This is a genomic window from Psychrobacter sp. AOP31-B2-9, from assembly GCF_052378005.1.
Classification (GTDB): Bacteria; Pseudomonadota; Gammaproteobacteria; order Pseudomonadales; family Moraxellaceae; genus Psychrobacter.
In genome coordinates this window covers 1-17,270 of record NZ_JBQSXG010000029.1, presented here as the reverse complement: position 1 = coordinate 17,270, position 17,270 = coordinate 1, and the positions used below count along the sequence as shown (strand labels likewise).

14 protein-coding genes are annotated in these 17,270 nt (G+C 41.6%); 9 read left to right on the top strand and 5 right to left on the bottom strand.

Annotation, left to right across the window (positions count from 1 at the left end; all coding sequences use genetic code 11):
• Positions 1 to 173 precede the first annotated feature (173 nt).
• Both ACT3SX_RS05315 and ACT3SX_RS05310 read left to right on the top strand, forming a co-directional pair.
• The gene (locus ACT3SX_RS05315; protein ID WP_442062186.1) at positions 174 to 962 is read left to right on the top strand and encodes an SDR family NAD(P)-dependent oxidoreductase; all 789 of its coding nucleotides are present in this window, start codon (positions 174 to 176) and stop codon (positions 960 to 962) included.
• Between the two features lie 214 nt (positions 963 to 1,176).
• Entirely contained in the window at positions 1,177 to 1,509 is a 333-nt protein-coding gene (locus ACT3SX_RS05310) for a hypothetical protein (protein ID WP_442062184.1), read from the top strand.
• A 153-nt stretch (positions 1,510 to 1,662) separates the two neighbouring features.
• Here the strand turns inward: ACT3SX_RS05310 and ACT3SX_RS05305 are convergent, their stop codons facing one another.
• Both ACT3SX_RS05305 and hemH read right to left on the bottom strand, forming a co-directional pair.
• Positions 1,663 to 2,442, bottom strand: a complete 780-nt coding sequence (locus ACT3SX_RS05305) for a BPSS1780 family membrane protein (protein ID WP_442074820.1) — start codon at positions 2,440 to 2,442, stop codon at positions 1,663 to 1,665.
• A gap of 233 nt (positions 2,443 to 2,675) precedes the next feature.
• A complete protein-coding gene (hemH, locus tag ACT3SX_RS05300) occupies positions 2,676 to 3,695 on the bottom strand; it encodes a ferrochelatase (RefSeq protein WP_192519892.1) in 1,020 nt (339 codons plus the stop codon).
• Positions 3,696 to 4,265: 570 nt separating this feature from the next.
• On the opposite strand from hemH, the gene metX reads away from it, so the two are divergent.
• The 4 genes from metX (at position 4,266) to trhO (ending at position 8,582) form a co-directional block, all read left to right on the top strand.
• Positions 4,266 to 5,612, top strand: a complete 1,347-nt coding sequence (gene metX, locus ACT3SX_RS05295) for a homoserine O-acetyltransferase MetX (RefSeq protein WP_318779539.1) — start codon at positions 4,266 to 4,268, stop codon at positions 5,610 to 5,612.
• Positions 5,609 to 6,226, top strand: a complete 618-nt coding sequence (gene metW, locus ACT3SX_RS05290) for a methionine biosynthesis protein MetW (RefSeq protein ID WP_110921706.1) — start codon at positions 5,609 to 5,611, stop codon at positions 6,224 to 6,226. Before metX ends, metW begins: the two co-directional genes overlap by 4 nt.
• Before the next feature lie 340 nt (positions 6,227 to 6,566).
• Positions 6,567 to 7,148: a tetratricopeptide repeat protein gene (locus ACT3SX_RS05285; RefSeq protein WP_192519890.1), complete on the top strand. Its 582-nt coding sequence runs from the start codon at positions 6,567 to 6,569 to the stop codon at positions 7,146 to 7,148.
• Positions 7,149 to 7,508: 360 nt separating this feature from the next.
• Positions 7,509 to 8,582 carry an oxygen-dependent tRNA uridine(34) hydroxylase TrhO gene (gene trhO, locus ACT3SX_RS05280; RefSeq protein ID WP_225739228.1) on the top strand — a complete coding sequence of 358 codons (1,074 nt, stop codon included), beginning with the start codon at positions 7,509 to 7,511 and terminating at the stop codon, positions 8,580 to 8,582.
• A 303-nt stretch (positions 8,583 to 8,885) separates the two neighbouring features.
• Here trhO and serA read toward each other — a convergent pair whose 3' ends face one another.
• On the bottom strand, positions 8,886 to 10,112 hold the full coding sequence (gene serA, locus ACT3SX_RS05275; RefSeq protein ID WP_192519889.1) for a phosphoglycerate dehydrogenase: 1,227 nt from the start codon (positions 10,110 to 10,112) through the stop codon (positions 8,886 to 8,888).
• A 375-nt stretch (positions 10,113 to 10,487) separates the two neighbouring features.
• On the opposite strand from serA, the gene ACT3SX_RS05270 reads away from it, so the two are divergent.
• Positions 10,488 to 11,930, top strand: coding sequence for an FAD-binding oxidoreductase (locus ACT3SX_RS05270; RefSeq protein ID WP_442069968.1), 1,443 nt, complete (start codon positions 10,488 to 10,490; stop codon positions 11,928 to 11,930).
• Between the two features lie 133 nt (positions 11,931 to 12,063).
• Here the strand turns inward: ACT3SX_RS05270 and ACT3SX_RS05265 are convergent, their stop codons facing one another.
• Positions 12,064 to 12,693 carry a BLUF domain-containing protein gene (locus ACT3SX_RS05265; protein ID WP_442069966.1) on the bottom strand — a complete coding sequence of 210 codons (630 nt, stop codon included), beginning with the start codon at positions 12,691 to 12,693 and terminating at the stop codon, positions 12,064 to 12,066.
• Between the two features lie 742 nt (positions 12,694 to 13,435).
• On the opposite strand from ACT3SX_RS05265, the gene ACT3SX_RS05260 reads away from it, so the two are divergent.
• Together ACT3SX_RS05260 and ACT3SX_RS05255 are read left to right on the top strand one after the other, a co-directional pair.
• Positions 13,436 to 15,073 (top strand): nitrilase-related carbon-nitrogen hydrolase, encoded by a 1,638-nt coding sequence (locus tag ACT3SX_RS05260; RefSeq protein WP_442069964.1) that lies wholly within the window; start codon positions 13,436 to 13,438, stop codon positions 15,071 to 15,073.
• A 121-nt stretch (positions 15,074 to 15,194) separates the two neighbouring features.
• Positions 15,195 to 15,743, top strand: coding sequence for a protein disulfide oxidoreductase (locus ACT3SX_RS05255; RefSeq protein WP_442069962.1), 549 nt, complete (start codon positions 15,195 to 15,197; stop codon positions 15,741 to 15,743).
• Positions 15,744 to 15,997: 254 nt separating this feature from the next.
• On the opposite strand, the gene ACT3SX_RS05250 is transcribed toward ACT3SX_RS05255, so the two are convergent.
• A partial coding sequence (locus ACT3SX_RS05250; RefSeq protein ID WP_444761692.1) for an NCS1 family transporter occupies positions 15,998 to 17,270 on the bottom strand: 1,273 nt, incomplete at its 5' end.

Below are 17,270 nucleotides of genomic sequence, written 5' to 3'. Positions count from 1 at the left end.
ACTCTAAAATGGCTACAAGGCAGCCGACTGCAGATCGTACAAGTAGTACATCTAAGTAGGCTAACACTGTAGCGGTTTAGTCGTTCGCTGACTATAAATATAATCTCGAGGAATCACCTATCTAATGTCTGACCTCGGTTTACTCATGATTAACAACCATTAAGTCACTTATTATGAACATATTGATTACAGGCGCATCGCGTGGTATTGGCTTGGCCACAGCCAAAAAACTGGCAGAAAAAGGCCATCATGTTGGCTTGTTTGCAACCAATACAGCGACTCTTGCAGAAGCGGTGAAAGACAAAGCGTTTAAAAAGCCGCTCAAAAAACAGCGCGTCATCACAGGTCAGTTAGATGTTACGCAACCTGATTCATGGGACGATGCCATCAGTCATATGATCGATAATTTTGGCAGTATTGATGCTCTAGTTAATAATGCAGGCGTACTGGTCAGCGGTACATTAGCAACCACTAGCTTAGATGAGCAGTTGGCTTTAATCGATGTTAATTGTAAAGGCGTACTCATCGGCTGTCATAAACTGGCGCCTTATCTGGCCGATAGTAAAGACGGCAAGATCGTGAATGTATCGTCTGCGTCTGCTATCTATGGTCAGCCTGAAGTTGCTAACTACTCTGCCAGTAAGTTTTTTGTACGCGGGCTTACTGAAGGTCTTAATATTGAGTATGGAAACTTAGGAATTAAGGTTATTGATGTGATGCCTCTATGGGTCAAATCTGACATGACAGCGGACATCGAAGTGACGAGTATTGATCGCTTAGGCATCAATCTAAACGTCAACGATGTGGCCAAAACATTGTGTAAACTAACCAGCAGTCCTAATCGCAAACTAAAACGTACACATTACTCTGTGGGCATACCAGCGAAAATTTTTCAGGCAGTATCACAAGTCACACCAGACTCTGTCATACGTTGGGTCAATACCAAAGTTGGTGCAAGGTAGCGCGTCAGTATAACAACACCACATCCCTTAAATCATAAAAAAATGGCTGCTGAATTTTCGGTGGCCATTTTTTTTACTGCGATTTTCCTTACATTTTTTGAACATCCTGTCACACCTTGCTACTACCAGCAATTATGATAACGCGCCATACTAATTATGCTAAATACAATTATTTTTCAGAAAGATAATCACCAATAATAATAAGGATGCCATTATGAAAAATACCAAAAGCCCACTATCAGAAGAGATGGATCATATCGAAGGTGACAACAATATTAATGATAACAGTCAAGAAATTGATTTAGACAACCCTATGTTGCATACCATTGATAATGACGACGTAATTGACAACAGTGCAGGGTTTGATAACTCACAAGTCGGTAGCGATGCTACACAAGGTCTCACACCTATACACCGCCAGAATATAGATGAATCACGTGTGGACGAAGTATTGGTCGACGACAATCTAGATGACAGTGACTATCCTAGTATCGTGGATATTGTCGATAGAGAGGCGGCAGAATACAGTAATCGTAATGATAAATAGAAATAACTTAAAGGTATTAAAAATAGCTTAACATCAGAAAAAACGAAGCAGTAACCTAAATATAAAAAGCACGCCCAATGTGATGGAGCGTGCTTTTTTGTTGATGATGAAATAAATTAAATTTCACTAAAAATCATCTTTACCAAACATGATTTACTCCACTGATAATGGCTGATCAGTCCACACATCACGGTAGCTGGTATAATAGGTAATCATGCCTATTGGGAACAGCACTAAAAAACCCAGTCCAAGAGTAAAGATAACCGCTAATATTATAAATATGGGAGCAATTATCCAAAAAACTAAAAATGGTAGGATATTTTTCAAACACCCTTTAAAGCTCATTTTCATTGCCTCAACAGGCTCGATGTCGTGAAGCACAATCAAAGTAGGTGCAAACCATATTGCCATAAATACGGGGAATAATAGTGCAGCAGCGAATAATCCACCTACTAAAATACCCATCACTGCGGTATCACTTGGCTGCTGAGCCAAAGAAAAGACCATACCACCAAATATAAGTACCATAGGGATCATCACAACAATGATAGCTACTAAATACAATATGAATAGTATAATTAATGGTTTAAGGTGCGTATAAAAAGCTGAAAATAAATGATCGAATTTCAGCTCCCTATTTGTAGCTTGATCAGCACATCCTTTTATTATTCCTCCAATAAACACAAAAGATATAAAAGGAAAGATGAAATTTAAAACAGGAATACTACTACCGATAGCAGCGATGATTAGGTAAGCAACACCAATCGCTAACCACAATAAGAATTGATCTTTGAATACCATAAAAGCTTGAGTGAGCCAACTTATACCACACCCTGCTGGGCACATTCGCGGCTCTGCTAATAACTGCGGTAATAAATTACCATATTCATCCATTGACGGTAAATTAGGTGGTTGACCATTAGGTTTTTGCAATGATATGGAATTCAGTGAATCGTCAAGGCTAGACATGTGTGTCCTTAAAAAATAAAGTTGCACGGATATGTGAAACAAATCGCGCAACACAGAATTTGTTTTGCATATTGTTACATACTAGCAACATAAAATCTCAACTTTATTTTAATAAAGACAGTTTCTGAAATTATTAGCAAAAAAAATACCGAACATTATATCCGATATTTTATATCTAGCTATTTTGAGCTGATTATTTATGCCCAACCATCTAACGTACCTGCCCAACCTTTCACCAATGGCGCACTGAGTGCTTCAAGCAAGTCAATATGCCTGTCATCGAGATTGAGTGCTGGAATATAATGATATTCTTGCCCGCCCGCATTGAGGAAATTGTCACGGTTTTCAATCGCTAGCTCCTCTAATGTTTCTAAACAATCAGCAGAAAATGCCGGACTGATGACTTGTACCGAGCGCACGCCAGATTTGCCCCAATCGTCTAACACTACATCCGTATACGGCTTGACCCACTCTTGCTTACCAAAACGCGACTGGAAACTAATAATCCATTCATCTTTTGTTAGACCGAGCGCTTGAGCCACTTGCGCGGCTGTACACTTACAACGCTTGGGATATGGATCACCTTTGTCAGCATAAGGCTGCGGAATACCATGAAAGCTAAACATTAGCTTTTCAGGTTTGCCATGCTCTGCCTGAAAACGACGAATCGAATCTGCCAATGCTTGAATATAAAGTGGATGCGCAAAGTAATCTTTGACGATGGTATAGTTCGGCAAATTACGCTGCTTTAGTGTCCATTTCGTTAGCGCATCATAGACCGCACCACCTGAAGATGCTGAGTACTGCGGAAATAACGGCAAGATAACGAAGTGATCCACGCCCTCAGCACGCAAATCATCCATCACATCAGGCAACCCAGGATTACCATAACTCATTGCAGAATGCACAGACACTTGAAACGGTGCGGCAATATTTACTAACCGCGGCGCTAACATCTCAACTTGGCTGTTTAATATCTTACGAATCGGCGAATCGCCTTCCCAAATACTGGCATACGCTTTTGCCACACGTTTCGGACGACTGGGCAGTACGAATAAATTGAGAATAATCGCCCATAAAAACTTGGGAATCTCAATCACGCGTGGATCTGACAGAAACTGTTTTAGGTAACGACGCACGGCAGGCGCGGTTGGCTCATCTGGCGTACCTAGATTCACTAATAAGACGGCAATACGTGGTGGCAGTTCAGGTTTCATAGCAGCATTATTCTATTATGTTGATTAGAGAAGATATTGGGTGAATGAGAAAAAGTATTGGCTTAGATAAAGCAGTTATGGACAAAGCGATTATGTAGCAAACCATTATGAAGTCACCATTAAATAAACGCTTTGTCAGTGTAGCATTTTACCCCTTAATGACGCAGGGTAAAAGTGTGTCAATACAATTTGATACGCAATTGCTCTATACCCATTCAGCCTGCATAAATTACCCGTTACACCTCTATCTATAGCCGACTCGAGACAAAGTAGATATGACAATTTAGATATAAGAAAGGCAGATAAAGCACAACAAATATTGGATAAAATAAACCTGACTCTATCTTTGATTTATATAGAATAGGAGATATGATAAAAAACCTAGCTCGAAAGACACTGTATGGAGGTTGTACTCATTCGCGCATCACCATACAATAGACAAGCATGGCCATAAGGCATGTTGCCATATTATTTTTACTTTATCGATGACAGTTGTCTTGCGAGGTAGCTTTGAACGCACGCCCTAATAATACCAGTGACCAATCCCCCACAGATAAATCAGATGCTGCCATTTCAGCAGACTCGGTAGGTATCGTCACACCGCAGATTTTTCATTTCGATGAACCGTTGACCTTGGAGTGCAACCGTACTCTACCCTCTTTTGACCTGATTATTGAAACTTACGGCACGCTCAATGATGACAAATCCAATGCTATTTTGATTTGTCATGCGCTGTCTGGCAGCCATCATGCTGCAGGTTTTCATAGTGCCGATGATAAAAAGGCAGGCTGGTGGGACAACATGATTGGTCCCAATAAAGCAATTGATACCAATCAATTTTATGTGGTCTGCGTCAACAACATTGGCAGCTGTTTTGGCTCAACTGGCCCCACCTCTATCAATCCAGATAGTGTCAGCTTAGATGATAGTGTCGAACCACCCGTTTATGGTCCTGACTTTCCACTGGTGACGATTAAAGACTGGGTAAAAACCCAAGCCATGCTGTCAGACCGTTTGGGAATTGAAGTCTGGCACGCCATTGTTGGCGGATCAATGGGCGGTATGCAAGCACTGCAATGGTCAGTCGACTATCCAAATAGGCTCAAACGCTGTGTCATCATTGCCAGTACGCCCAAACTATCGGCGCAAAACATTGCTTTTAACGAAGTGGCGCGTCAGTCTATATTGTCTGACCCTGACTTCAAAGATGGTCGCTACTTACAAGCAGGTACCTACCCTCGTCGTGGACTGATATTGGCACGCATGGTCGGTCACATTACCTATTTGACTGATGATGCGATGAAAGCCAAATTTGGCCGTGATTTAAAATCTGGTAAATTCATGTACGGCTATGATGTCGAGTTTCAAGTCGAGAGCTACTTGCGCTATCAGGGTGAGCGCTTTAGTGAAAACTTTGATGCCAACACCTATTTGCTGATGACCAAAGCCCTCGACTACTTTGACCCGACACGCGATTATGCCAGTGACATAGGTGAGCCGTCTCCTTTGCCCCAGTCAATACATAGCACTGCATCTACTATAAAAGCAGCAGATATCGATGACTCTGATAGTACAAAGCGCTCAGACGCTGAAGATAATGGTACAAATTCAGAAAATGATATCAAACAAGCTCGCCACCAAGAACTCATGGCATTAAAAGCCGCTTTGGCGCATACCCAATGTCAATACTTAGTAGTATCGTTCACAACCGACTGGCGCTTTTCACCAGAGCGCTCACAAGAGATAGTAGACGCATTGATGGCTACAGGCAAACCTGTCAACTATATCAATGTTGATGCACCGCATGGCCATGATTCTTTCTTATTTGATATTCCACGCTACATGGGTGCCGTCAAAGGGTTTTTAACAGCACCATTTATTTCTGGCAAAAACATTGCCACAGGAGCACGCTCATGAGAATGGATCATCAACTGGCTGAGCGTTGGATTGCCCCCCATTCGCATGTGCTAGATTTGGGCTGTGGTAATGGCGAACTACTCGCTCACCTACAACAAAATCGCGGTGTAACTGGCTACGGACTTGAGATTGACGAAGAAAAAATCAATGATGGCATCGCAAAAGGCTTATCGATTATCGAGCAAGATCTGAATGATGGTCTAGCGCGCTTCGCTGACAACAGTTTCGACACCGTCGTCATGGCCCGTGCGCTGCAAGCAGTGAAATCGCCTGATGTGCTATTGCTTGATATGCTACGTGTGGCCCGCGAAGCCGTCATCACCTTCCCTAACTTTGCCCATTGGCAAAACCGGCTGCATCTAGGGCTGAAAGGAATGATGCCTGTATCAGAGGCACTGCCTTACGAGTGGTACAACACTCCAAACATTCATCTGTGTACGTTTAAAGATTTTGAGCAGCTCTGTGCTAAGCATGACATTCATATCGTCAATCGCTTTGCCGTCAGTGACTCTGAAAAAGGTCATACGCCACTGATGAAAGCATTGATTCGACAAGCTCCCAATCTGTTAGCAGACGTCGCTATTTACAGAGTGACTAAACGTACATCAGATTAATATTATCAATGCAGATGCTTGCCTCTTAGCCTCAAAATATTGATATCTGAGTAACTGTATGATTTTGTTACAAACAATATTGGGTAAATTACCGTTAACTTAGGTAATTAGTATTTGAGTTTCGTAAACTTGGGTGTTAAGCTAGCAAAATAATGTTGGCCACGCCCTAATTTCGACCGTTTATCGTGTCGATTAAGGTTAACCAACCCTCAAACATTAAATATATTGCTAATAATTAGGTCAGTTAGTCTCGCTGGATACCCCCTAATTGTTATCGCCGTCTAAACCTCTTTAGCGGTGCAACTCTTTTGCTTATTAACTGCCTAATTTTGGAGCTGCTATGAAATTATTAAAAGCTGCGTTGTTTACTGCATTGTTTTCTTGTGCAGGTCTTGCCAACGCTGAGTTAATATCAAACGTACCACTTGATACGTCACGTTTTGAGCTAATGCCAATCAGCGAGCTATCCAGTCGTGCTGCCCAAGGTAACGATCATGCCCAATTCTATCTAGCCAAGCGCTTACAGAAAGGTGAAGGTGTTGCACAAAACACCCAACAAGCCATTCAGTGGTATACCAAAGCAGCTCAGCAAGGCGTTGCTCCTGCTCAGTTAAATTTGGCTATCATGTACTTGCGCGGCGAAGGTGTACAGCCTAACTTACAACAAGCCCGTGGTTGGTTAGAAAAAGCCGCCATGCGTGGTGATAACCGTGCCAGCTATACACTTGCTTTGTTAGATGAAAAACAAAAGAATTTGGTCGATGCTTATAAATGGTACGATTTGTCTGCCCGTGACGGAATGCTAGATGAAAAAGTACGTAACAAAGCTCGTGGTAAAATTGGTCAGTTGGCCTTGAACTTATCAAGCTCAGACATTGCTAGTGCTCGTAGCCAAGCGGATAGCTGGTTTCAAAGTAAGTAATATTCGACTTTACGCAGTAAATATAAAAAAAGCTCAGTATTTTACTGGGCTTTTTTTATTTCTTATCTTATTCATAAATGGTTGAATGCTCTCCACAATATCAAGCTAAGCATGGCAAACTATTCAAAACTCTAGCTAAATTTGCTACACTACGCGCGCATTATCTAATTCCACAATTAGACTAGTGTTATAACCCATTTTGAACTGACAAAGTCTATTTCAAATGAATGCGATATAAGGAAGCCGAGCGCAGATTGTATCCAGAGTACATCAAACGAGTATGGCAAAATAGCGTGTTTATTTGAACTAAACTGTTAACCCAACGCACTAGGTTTACGACCTAGCCAGCAGGAGAAAAACATGAGCACCACTCAAGACAGTAGCACCCAAGACCACATTGCAACTGATAACAAAGCAGCGCCGGCCTACGACAGTGTCACTAACAATATCGTCGTGGCAGCACTCTACAAGTTCACACGCTTTACTGACTTTGAGCAGTATCGTGAGCCTATCTTAAATACCATGCTCGATAACGACGTAAAAGGTACCTTGTTACTTGCAAGCGAAGGCATTAACGGCACGATTTCTGGTACACGCCAAGGTATCGATACCGTCCTTGATTACCTACGCAGTATCGAAGCGATTGGTACATTTACCTTTAAAGAGTCTTATACCGATGCTCAGCCTTTTTATCGTACTAAGGTCAAACTCAAAAAAGAAATCGTCACCATGGGCGTCGAAAACATCGATCCTTTGCAATCGGTCGGCCGCTATGTCAAACCAAGTGAATGGAATGCGCTAATCTCTGACCCTGATGTGGTTTTGATTGATACCCGTAACGATTATGAAGTACAGATTGGCACCTTTAAAAATGCTGTCAATCCAAACACTGAAACCTTCCGCGAGTTTCCAGAATACGTGGCAAAAGAGATGGATCCAGCTAAGCATAAAAAAGTTGCTATGTTCTGCACAGGTGGTATCCGCTGCGAAAAATCTACTGCTTATATGCGCGAACAAGGGTTTGAAGAGGTTTATCACTTGGAGGGCGGCATCCTAAAATATCTAGAAGAAGTGCCAGCCAGCGACTCTATGTGGGAAGGTGATTGTTTTGTCTTTGACAATCGCGTGTCAGTCAATCACAACTTAGAAAAAGGCAACTACGAGCAATGCTTTGCTTGCCGTATGCCAATTACCGTCGATGACATGCAAAGCGCTGCCTATATTAAAGGCGAGTCTTGCCCGCACTGTATCGATAAAGCGACTGACGAACAAAAAGCACGCTTCCGTGAGCGCGAGCATCAAATGCAACTGGCCAAACAACGTGGCGAGGCTCATATTGGTAGCGATGTCATGGATGTCATCGAAAAACGCAAAGCAGCCAAAGCTGAAGCACGCCGCAAGGCTGAAGCAGCTAACAAAGCAAAAGCAGGATAAATCGAGTTATTAGGGCATGTCCTCAATTCAATCGATAGTTATCTAAATGGGTTAAAAATAGCTAAATCTTGCCAAACGGCGTCAAATAGCTGACTAATATCTCGATATTATCTGCGCTATTTTCCTTGTTTGACGGCAATTTATCTCATTTTTATCACCATTTTTAAAATGAGGACACGCCCTAGAGTGTGCCAAATATTCAACATACACTCATTCAGCTTTGAACATAACTAAAAAAAGAGAGGCTCTAATCAATAGAGCCTCTCTTTTTTGGTATTTACTTAAAGCTAAGTAATGCTAAGTTTAGAACAAGATACGTACGCGAATGGTTTCTTCTACGTCTTTTAATTGATCTAGTGCAGCACTTGAATCGTTATAATCTACATCCATCACTAGATAACCAACATCACCTTCAGTCATTAAGCTTTGCGCTAAAATGTTGATATGCGCTTCAGCAAACAAGCGGTTAATCTGTGAAAGTACGCCTGGCACGTTTTTATGGATATGTAGCAGACGATGCGAATGCTCTTTGAATGGAATAGAAACTTCTGGGAAGTTGACGGCAGTCGCTGTATCACCTTGATCAGAGTATCTGACAAACTTATCAGCCACTTCAAGACCAATATTAGCCTGCGCTTCTTGGGTTGAGCCACCGATATGCGGTGTCAAAATTACGTTATCAAACTTACGCAATGGTGATTCAAACTCTTGATCAGCAGATTTTGGCTCTTTTGGGAACACATCAATGGCTGCACCCAATAACTTGCCTGACTCTAGCACAGCAGCAAGATCATCAATATCTACACAAGTACCGCGTGCAGCATTGATAAAGTAGCTGCCTTCCTTCATTTGAGCAAACTGCTCAGCTTTCATCATATAGCGAGTGCTTGGTACATCAGGCACGTGTAACGTCACGATATCCGCTGTTGACAGTAGCTCTTCTAGGCTACCCACTTGCACAGCATTACCTAGTGGCAATTTAGTCACAGCATCATGATAAATGACTTTCATACCGAAGCTTTCTGCCAATACAGATAGCTGTGAGCCGATAGAGCCATAACCAACGATACCGATGGTTTTGCCACGTACTTCATGTGAGTTGGTTGCAGACTTACCCCAGCCGCCGCGATGTACAGTAGCGCTCTTTTCAGGAATACCGCGATATAGCATAATGGCTTCAGCCAATACCAGCTCCGCCACCGAACGCGTGTTCGAGAATGGCGCGTTAAATACTGGAATACCCAAATCACGTGCTGCATCTAAATCTACTTGATTGGTACCGATACAAAAACAGCCAATACCGATCAGCTTATGCGCGTGCTCAAGCACTTCGCGGGTCAGTTGCGTACGCGAACGAATACCGATAAAGTGAGCATCTTTGATTTTTTCAATCAGCTCGTCTTGATCTAAAGCGTGACTGATATTTTCGATGTTGTTATAGCCAGCGCCTTCCAATACTTTTAACGCATTGGCATGTAGGCCTTCAAGCAATAAAAACCGGATTTTGTCTTTTTGTAGTGATAACGCCATGTGGGAACTGTCCTATAATTGTCTTATAAAATTATCTGAAGGATAACCTCTGAGGGAGGAAACGAAAACAGTATAGATATCTTACACAAAATTCGATGCTGATGTTAGCAGATTAGATGAATTATTGATTATCTAGACTGAATTTTTTTTATGCTATAGTAATTCATATCCTATAATGTTTATTAAATTGTTTGTTTACTATTTACGCACATGTTCACCCGTGCCATCATATCACCCTACCAATACCACAGTAACCAACTTCTATTTATATAACACTAATCACATCAGCATACCTATACAGGTACGTTGGTATCCATTTAGCGATATAATAGTACTATTTATACATAGCGCTTACGTTTATACCGAGATTTGACCATGACTTCTTTATCTAGCCAAAGCACATCTGAGACACATACCGCAGCTGTCCAAACTATTTTAAGTACGCTCACTGATAGCCATCAGTTTGATGCCAGCCAAATCAAAACCGATGCTGAAAGTTTAGAGCATTGGGGCAAAGACTGGACCAAGCACTTTGCGCCTGCCGCTGCTGCGATTGTCTTTCCAAAAACCACTGAGCAAGTACAATCTATTGTATTACTTGCCAATGAGCACAATGTGGTATTGACACCAAGTGGTGGTCGTACTGGTCTATCTGCTGGCGCGGTCGCTGCCAATGGCGAGATTGTGGTTAGCATGGATAAAATGAATCATATCGGACAGTTTTATCCTGCCGATCGCATGGTCGAAATCGAAGCAGGTGTCGTCACTCAGCAATTGCAAGAATTTGCAGAGTCTAAAGATCTGTACTACCCTGTCGACTTTGCCTCAGCAGGCTCTAGCCAAATCGGTGGCAACATCGGCACCAACGCTGGTGGTATTAAAGTGATTCGCTATGGCATGACCCGTCAATGGATTATGGGACTGACCGTTGTTACAGGTAAGGGTGATATTTTGCATCTTAACCGCGGTATGGTAAAAAACGCCACGGGTTATGATTTACGCCAACTGTTTATCGGTAGTGAAGGCACACTTGGTCTCGTTACTCATGCACAAATCAAGCTTGAGCGTCAGCCACAAGACTTAAACGTCATGGTGCTAGGCATGGACAGCTTTAATGATGTGATGAATGTACTCTCCGCCTTTCAAGCGAAGATTGACTTAACTGCTTTTGAATTTTTCGATGATGTCGCGATTGATAAACTAATGGCACATGGTCAAGTACAAGAGCCATTTGAGTCACGTACCAAGTTTTATACGCTACTAGAGTTTGAAGCGCCATACGAGCCTATCATGGATAAAGCCATGGCGATATTTGAGCATTGTATGGAACAAGGCTGGGTCGTCGATGGTGTCATGAGCCAAAGCTTAGCGCAAGCTGAAGAGCTGTGGAAGCTTCGCGAATATATCTCTGAGACCATCTCAGTGTTTACCCCTTATAAAAACGACGTATCCGTACTCATCAGTTATGTGCCTGAATTTATCGCTGAGATTGATGACATTGTCAGTAGTAACTATCCTGACTTTGAAGTCTGCTGGTTCGGTCATATCGGTGATGGCAATCTACATCTTAATATTCTAAAGCCTGAAAACATGAGTAAGGATGATTTCTTTGCAGAATGTCAGGTCGTTAATAAACACGTGTTTGAAACGGTACAAAAATATGGCGGTTCGGTTTCGGCTGAGCATGGCGTGGGTATGACTAAAAAGCCGTACTTAAACTATAGCCGGAGCGAGACTGAGATTGAATATTTACAAGAGGTAAAAAAAGTCTTTGATCCTAATAATATTATGAATCGTGGTAAGATTTTTGACATGTAATACGTAATGGGCTGATTACTCACGATATTGAGAGTATCTTAAACGTTTAACCTACCCTTAATAAAAAAGACGCTAATCCATGGAGGTTAGCGTCTTTTTTATGGCTTTTGAAACCTACAATTTATAGATATTTTTATAGATATAGTAGTATCCATGCAACGATCAGTAATATGCTCAAAAAACCTTGAATGACTAAAAATGCTTGGTGCGGCGCTGCGATATGGCGAAACATGTTACCCAGTGCATTATACGTAATCCCTGCGGCTTTCACATGTGGCGGGCTGTCAAAGGTTTTGATGATATGCAAAAACTGTTCGGTACGATCTGTTGACCAACCATGCGGTGCAAATGGCAAATAAGGAGATAATTGCGTGGCTTGTTTTTTGGTCGCTGGTGACCATAACCAACGTTCTAAAAACAGCAAACGCATACGCCAATCGGTAAAGCTACGATGCTCTATGGTATGCAAAAGCAATACTTCAACATTTTTATGGCGACTATCTGCAAAAATACGTTGCTTTAGGGCATATACGTGAGCCTTTTCACCTTCAATACATTGCAAAAAGTGACCACTGCCATAACAGAGTGTGCCTGTAATACCATGCTGTTGATTATATTTACGTGCATGGCTTTCCACTTCATCAAATATAGAAGCACTTAAGCGAGAAACAAGCGTCAGACTACTAACATAGACCAATTGAACCAACGCTGAGTCTTCAATCTCATCCCACGTGCTGACTCTAGTGTTGTGACTTAGGGGCATAATAAAAAATCCTAAAAAACCGTTTAAATACGGCTAAATGAAATAAGCAAAATAAAACGATGCCCGAATACATAAGAGATACTGACTCACAAAAACATAGCAAATAATTACTACGTTAGGCTGTCATTGCTTGTGGAGCTTGCTATGATAATTGGCGTCTCTCGGAGCGTGCTCTCAATTCAATCGATAGTCATTTAAATGGGTTAAAAGTGGCTAAATCCTGCCAAACTGCGTCAAGTAGCTTGCCAATATCTCGATATTATCTGCACTATTTTCCTTGTTCGACTGCAATTTATCTCATTTTTATTACCATTTTTAAAATGAGGACACAACCTAGACTACTAAAAAATGATATTTAAGCGTAATATTGGCTCAATATGAACGTTATTCCTAGACATTACCCAAAAGCTGCTGTAAATATCCATTTCCAGCGAAACTTGATAGCTTTTTTATTCACTTTTTCAGCGAAATTAAATCTAAAAGTCACTTTAGCACTACCTAAACCAACAGGCTAAATCAAATAAAATAATTTCATAACTTATTGTAAATACAATGATAAATTATTGTAACGCTAATGTTTTGTGATTGAAATGTTTTTATCACTTTTTTATATAAAAACTTATTAGCATGACCACTGGTCTACCCCATACTTTCTAGGGCTTATCCTCATTTTAGAGAGGATAATAAAAATAAAGAACCACCCCAATATCCATAACCAATGAAGATCTAAAATAGGAACATTATGAGCAAAATTGAAAAAATAGATGACTTTCATTTAACCATTGCAGAAATCAAGAAAAAAGACTATCCACAACTCAAAGAACTGATGGATCGTGTCTATGTTAACTTAGGTGGTGCATGGTCAAAGACCACTATTCACACGTTAATTGATGCCTTTCCTGAAGGTCAGATTGCCTTATTTGACCATGATCAACTGATCGGTATCGTCCTTTCTATGCGCGTAGATTATGCCAAATTTTCTAACCCGCATACTTACGATGATTTGATTGGTCATAAAGAAATCATTAGAGACAACCCCGAAGGCGATGCGATCTATGGTCTAGATGCTTTGATTGACCCAGAATATCGTGGCTATCGCTTGGGACGCCGATTATATGATGCACGCAAAGAGCTGTGTCGTCAGTTGAACTTCCGTGCTATTTTGGCTGGTGGCCGTATTCCTAACTATCATAATCATCAAGATCTCACACCTGGTGACTATATTGATGCCGTGGCGGCACGTGAAATTCATGACTCTGCTCTGTCTTTTCAGTTATCCAATGGCTTTATCGTCAAACGTATTTTGACTGCTTATCTACCAGATGACGCACAATCTAAAGGTTTTGCTACCCTGCTTGAGTGGGCTAATATTTATTATGAGCCAAAAGACTATAAGCCAAATACACGTAAGTCTGAAGTGCGGATTGGCGGTATTCAATGGCAAATGCGAGAAGTTGAATCACCTGAGGAGCTGCTACAACAGGTTGAATTCTTTGTTGATATCATGGCTGATTACAACTCTGACTTTGCTTGCTTGCCAGAATTTTTTAATGCACCATTAATGGGTTTATGTGAATCGACAGACCAAAACGTCGCCATTCGCTTTTTGGCTGGTTACACTGAATGGTTCAAAAATGAGATATCGCATTTAGCAGTCAGCTATAACGTCAACGTCATCACAGGCTCTATGCCACTGTTGGATGAAGAAGACACTTTATATAATGTCAGCTATCTATGCCGCCGTGACGGTACGGTTGAAGAACAACGCAAAATCCACATTACCCCACATGAACGTAGCGCTTGGGTCATTGAAGGTGGTGACGAAGTCAAAGTGTTTGACACAGACGCTGGACGCATCGGCATCTTGATTTGTTATGATGTCGAGTTTCCTGAACTTGCTCGTCTGATGGCATTAGATGATATGGACATTCTATTCGTGCCTTTCTGGACAGATACCCAAAATGGTTATCTACGTGTGCGTCACTGCGCGCAAGCACGTGCTATTGAAAACGAGTGCTATGTGATGATTTGTGGCTCAGTCGGGAACTTACCACAAGTTGAAAGCCTAGACATTCAATACGCCCAGTCATCTATTTTTTCACCATCAGACTTTGCGTTTCCACATGATGCAATCATGGCTGAAACCACAGCCAATACCGAAATGGTATTCTTCTCCGATTTGAATCTAGATAAACTTATTCACGTACGCAACGAAGGCTCAGTACACAATTTGATTGACCGCCGTGACGATTTATTCAGCTTAAAGTGGAAAAAGAAAGCCAAGATTCCAGCAAGCAAGCTGACCGATGAGGAACGCCGTGAAAACTCAGGTAGTGTGCTCATCGGCGATCCCTTGCAAGACCGTGCACAGAAGCCTTAATCAATTGGGTGAAAGAAGCCACCTATTAACAACCATGTAATCGGATTTTGAATAATACGGCTGACCTCTCAGCCGTTTATTTTTACCTACCCCAAATACCTAAGACAAAAAAGCCGCCATTATGACGACTGATATAGAAAAAAAAGAGATTACCAAAAAGACACTGAAGCAAAAAATACTGTCCATCGTTAAAACCGTACTGACATACGGTCTGATGTTTGCTGTTATTTATACCGCGGTCAACTGGTGGCGACAGCCTATCATGCCAGCTAATCCGCAGTTGCAATTGATGGACTATCAAGGACAAACAGTTGATTTAGCCGCGCTGAGTCACGAGCAACCGACACTGGTATATTTTTGGGGTACTTGGTGTTCAGTCTGCAGCATCACCTCTCCAACTATTAATAAATTGGCCGCCGCAAATGACTATCCTGTGGTGACTATCGCTGTCCAATCAGGATCAAACCAAGAATTGCAGAATTACTTGATTGAAAAAGACTTTATTTTTACAACGATAAACGATCAAGAAGGTCTTATCTTCGATGACTGGCAAGGACAAGTGACACCTTCTTATGTCGTTCTAAAAGATGGCGAGATGACGCAAGGATTAACCGGTATTCAGCCACTTTGGTCATTGAAGTTACGACTGTGGCTATCTTCGGTTTTTTAACAGACAGTAGTTTTTGAATAGGCAGTGCTGATATAAGTTTTTCTAGCCTCTCTTCAGCTTATACCATTCACAAAAAGTAGAGTAGCAAGGAAAACGAGTGCAAGTACTACGCACGGTAGACTAAACAAGTTTGACACCGCTAATCGTATTTTTTGGGATTGGTATTATTTTGCCTTTTCTAATCAGTAAAAGCCTGTCTATCTCTTGGATAAACAGGCTTTCATGAACACTTTATTATGCTAAACCTATGTTTCTTACGACATAAAACGTTGCGCAGAAGGCATTTTGAGCATTAGTATCCAATAGATAGCCCCCGCTGGAATCAAACTCGCATACCAAGAGACACTAGAGAACGTTAAGGCGACGACAATACCTACAGCCATGGCGATCACTGCAGCCATATTGACTCCTTTGTAAGGGCCGTTTTCATCATAGAGCTTATCAAGATCCAGTTTTTGCTTACGCAGGAAGTAATAATCCACCACCAAAATAGCAAATAGAGGGCCTAAGAATGCTGAGTAAGTCTGAATAAATAAGTTTAAGCCTGCTGCCGATTCATCTTTTACTAGCTCCCAAGGGAACGTACCAAAAGCCAGTAACCCTACAAGCACAGCAGCCGTTTTGTACTTAATCTTAAAGATATCCATCAGTGCATAAGCGGGTGGTACCACATTATTTAAAATATTGGTTGTCACCTGAGCAAAAGCAATGAACAGCATGGTAATCACAAGTAAAGGCTTATTGTCTACTGCACTCGAAAACACCTTGATAGGATCAACCTCGCCTGTGGCACTGGTCACCATTAGTCCAATCAAACCCATAAAAAGCGTTGCCGGTAATATCGAGTTTGCATAAATAGCCACTTGACGAAACAGACCAACCTCTTCCTTTAACTCACGTGAATAGTCTGAGACGTTCAGCATCATGGTGCTGTACACACCCAAAAACAACATCGTAGCACCCCAAAAAGGTGTACCCCAAGTTCCTTCTACATTTATAAGATTGCTCGATATCGCATCACCATACTTATTAATGACACTCACAAACATATAAATCAGTGAACCAATAATAAAGACCGAGCCAATGTTTTCAAGCCATTTAATACCATGAAAACCAAGAACAGATAAACCAATTTGTAAAAACTGAAAACCAATAAAGAATGCGACAAGATTACTATAACCAAACAAAGCATCGGACACTAAGTTCAATGCTCCTGCACCTATCCAGCTCTGAAAACCAAACCACACAATAGCGGGCACTGAGCGAACCAAAGCAGGAATACGGCTCCCAGAAAAACCAAATGCAGAACGGCACTGCACCATAAATGGAATACCGTATTTATGGCCGGCGCGACCATTAATCATTAGTGCAGCACCAATCACGGTACAACCAATCGCAATAGCTAAGACGACTTGTAACAAGTTCAACGTACCGACCAGACCTGATCCGACGGTAAACGTACCAATGGACACACAACCACCCAACCATGCAAACAAATAGGACCATGGGCCCATGATGCGAGTGGTT

Excerpts from the sequence above, each read along its gene's own strand:
- ACT3SX_RS05260 (WP_442069964.1), top strand. The coding sequence starts at position 13,436 with ATGAGCAAAATTGAAAAAATAGATGACTTTCATTTAACCATTGCAGAA.
- ACT3SX_RS05285 (WP_192519890.1), top strand. The coding sequence starts at position 6,567 with ATGAAATTATTAAAAGCTGCGTTGTTTACTGCATTGTTTTCTTGTGCA.
- trhO (WP_225739228.1), top strand. The coding sequence starts at position 7,509 with ATGAGCACCACTCAAGACAGTAGCACCCAAGACCACATTGCAACTGAT.
- ACT3SX_RS05265 (WP_442069966.1), bottom strand. The coding sequence starts at position 12,693 with ATGCCCCTAAGTCACAACACTAGAGTCAGCACGTGGGATGAGATTGAA.
- ACT3SX_RS05255 (WP_442069962.1), top strand. The coding sequence starts at position 15,195 with ATGACGACTGATATAGAAAAAAAAGAGATTACCAAAAAGACACTGAAG.
- ACT3SX_RS05270 (WP_442069968.1), top strand. The coding sequence starts at position 10,488 with ATGACTTCTTTATCTAGCCAAAGCACATCTGAGACACATACCGCAGCT.
- ACT3SX_RS05310 (WP_442062184.1), top strand. The coding sequence starts at position 1,177 with ATGAAAAATACCAAAAGCCCACTATCAGAAGAGATGGATCATATCGAA.
- serA (WP_192519889.1), bottom strand. The coding sequence starts at position 10,112 with ATGGCGTTATCACTACAAAAAGACAAAATCCGGTTTTTATTGCTTGAA.
- metW (WP_110921706.1), top strand. The coding sequence starts at position 5,609 with ATGAGAATGGATCATCAACTGGCTGAGCGTTGGATTGCCCCCCATTCG.
- hemH (WP_192519892.1), bottom strand. The coding sequence starts at position 3,695 with ATGAAACCTGAACTGCCACCACGTATTGCCGTCTTATTAGTGAATCTA.
- ACT3SX_RS05315 (WP_442062186.1), top strand. The coding sequence starts at position 174 with ATGAACATATTGATTACAGGCGCATCGCGTGGTATTGGCTTGGCCACA.